Genomic DNA, 2,942 nt, shown 5'->3' on the forward strand with positions numbered 1-2,942 from the left:
GGCCGGATCAGCCGCACGCGCCGTTCGATCTCACCGTCATCGAGCATGAAGCTCGGCGCAGGCACCTGAACGGCGGCCCGGCCCGAGCGCTCGTTGACGAGCGGCACGGCGCACGAATCCGAGAGCCGATCGAACGCCTCCCGCAGCGTTACGGGACGATTACGCCGCCGTTCGGTGATGGTCAGCAGCCGTGTCTCGGTGCCAGTCCCGGGATGGGTATAGATGACGCGTCGGTCGGTGATGATGAAGCTCTCGGCGAGCAGCGTCTCCAGGCCGGCATCGTAGGCGCCGGACGCGATCGCCCCTTCGATGCGGGCGGAGAGCAGTTGCTCGAACGCGGCGAACAACACGTTTTGCAGGTCGATGGTCAACGCCAGCAGCCTGTTCAAGAATGTCGTGATCGGCGGCAGTTCATCCTTGATGCCGTTGGCATCCATCAGCTTCAGACCGGTCGCGTCCTCGAACACCTGGAGCGAGCAGCCTTCAACCTTGCCGCGGACGAGAAGCAGATATAGTTGGCGCAGTGCGTCACGGCCGTAATGGCTTTCCAGATTGTCCTCCGGCCTGAACAGCCCCTGGCCCCCGGTCTGACGCTGACCTCGGGTGATGGCGCCCAGCGTGTCGAGCCGGCGAGCAATGGTGCTGAGAAAGCGCTTCTCCGCCTTCACATCTGTCGCAATGGGGCGAAACAGCGGCGGCTGCGCCTGGTTGGTACGATTCGTGCGACCCAAGCCCTGGATGGCGGCGTCGGCTTTCCAGCCAGGCTCGAGCAGGTAATGAACACGCAGCCTGCGATTCCGAGCCGACAGTTCGGCATGGTAGCTTCTCCCCGTGCCGCCGGCGTCGCTGAAGATGAGGATGCGCTTGGCGTCGTCCATGAAGGCCGCGGTCTCGGCGAGATTGGCCGAGGCCGCGCGGTTCTCGACGATCAGCCGATCCCGTTTACGAACGACGCGGCGAGAACGTCCCGTGACCTCAGCGACCATGTCCGTGCCGAACCGCTGGACGATCTGGTCGAGCGCACCCGGTACGGGCGGAAGCGAGGCGAGCTTTTCGATCAGGCGGTCGCGGCGCTTGGCGGCTTCCCGGCTCTCGACCGGCTGACCGTCGCGATAGACGGGCCGGGAAGAGAGATTACCCTCTGAGTCGGTGAAGGGCTCATAGAGCTGGACCGGGAAGGAATGGGCGAGGTAATCGAGGACATACTCCCGCGGGGTGATGTCGACCTGAACGTCGCTCCACTCTTCGGTCGGAATCTCCGCTAGCCGGCGCTCCATCAGCGCCTCTCCGGTCGAGACGATCTGGATGACGGCCGCATGGCCGGTATCAAGATCGCGCTCGATCGAGCGGATCAGCGAGGGCGTCTTCATCGAGGTAAGCAGATGGCCGAAGAAGCGCTGCTTGGCACCTTCGAAGGCGGAACGCGCGGCGGACTTCGCCTGCGCGTTCAGCGTGCCGGTCTCGCCGGTGATGTTGGCGGCGCGCATGGCCGCGTCGAGATTATTATGGATGATGCTGAATGCGCCGGCATAGGCATCGTAGATGCGAACCTGCTCGGGCGTAAGCTGGTGTTCGAGCAGTTCGTATTCGACACCCTCATAAGATAGCGAACGCGCGGCATAAAGGCCGAGCGCCTTGAGGTCGCGCGCCAAAACCTCCATGGCGGCGACACCGCCCTCCTCGATCGCCTCGACAAACTCGGCCCGCGTCGCGAATGGGAAGTCGTCACCGCCCCATAGTCCGAGACGCTGAGCGTAGGCGAGATTATGAACCGTAGTCGCACCAGTGGCCGAGACGTAGACGACGCGGGCATTCGGCAGAGCATGCTGCAGCCTCAGGCCCGCGCGGCCCTGCTGAGAGGCCGCCTGGTCACCCCGCTCGCCTTTGCCACCAAGCGCGTTCTGCATGGCGTGGCTCTCGTCGAAGACGATCACTCCGTCGAAGTCGGAGCCCAACCATTCAACGATCTGACGCACGCGCGAAAGCTTTTCTCCACGCTCGTCGGTGCGCAGCGTAGCGTAGGTGGTAAATAGGACGCCTTCCGCAAGCCGGATCGGCGTGCCCTGCCGGAAGCGGGAAAGCGGCGTCACGAGCAGCCGCTCCACCCCAAGCGCCGACCAATCGCGCTGCGCATCCTCGATCAGCTTGTCGGATTTGCTAATCCAGACCGCACGACGGCGGCCCTTGAGCCAATTGTCGAGCAGGATACCGGCAACCTGCCGTCCCTTGCCCGCGCCGGTGCCGTCGCCGAGAAACCAGCCGCGGCGAAAACGAACCGCATTCTCAGCGTCATCACGCGCGGCCGCCACGACGTCAAAGGTGGTATCGACCGTCCAGAAGCCTGCGAGAAATTCCGAATGGGCTTGGCCAGCATAGATGACGCTCTCGAGCTGCGCGTCCGAAAGGATGCCATCCGTTATGACATTGGCCGGCAGATGCGGCCGATAGGATGGCTTTGGCGGCGCGACCGACGCCATTGCAGCCGACTGCACGAGCCTTGTGGGATGGGCCTGCGCGCCGGGAATGCGGATCGACTGCAATGCGTACGATTCGTAGAGCGCGTCGGTGATCTTGCTGGCATCGGTGGGCGCCCAGTTGACGGACTCGTAGGCGACTTCCGTCTTCACCAGCTCAGATGCTGGCGCCGCGGTCACCGGCTGGCGCTGGGCAACGTAGGCGCGGAGGGTTCGGGGCGTTGAAGGGCTGGCAATCGCTGGCACGACCGCAATCGGCTTGCCAGCAATTGGACGACGTGCTGGCACGTCCCGGATGACCCAGCCGAGCAAAGTCGGCAGGTCTCGCGCGATGCCAGCGGATGCCGGCAACAACGCGATATCGCCCGCCGGCACGCGATCGATAACGGTCAGGCGGGTGTCGGTGGTGGTACCGTGCTTGGCATAGACGGCGCCGTCAATCGCCGCCGAGAACACGACCTGTCCCTG

The 2,942-nt window shown here is 64.4% G+C and carries 1 protein-coding gene; it reads right to left on the bottom strand.

Annotated elements, in window-relative coordinates; translation table 11 throughout:
- The coding region (locus KGM94_RS24680) for a strawberry notch family protein (RefSeq protein ID WP_300265195.1) at positions 1 to 2,942 on the bottom strand (2,942 nt) is incomplete at both ends.

The organism is Bradyrhizobium sp., from assembly GCF_028868675.1.
Classification (GTDB): Bacteria; Pseudomonadota; Alphaproteobacteria; order Rhizobiales; family Xanthobacteraceae; genus Bradyrhizobium.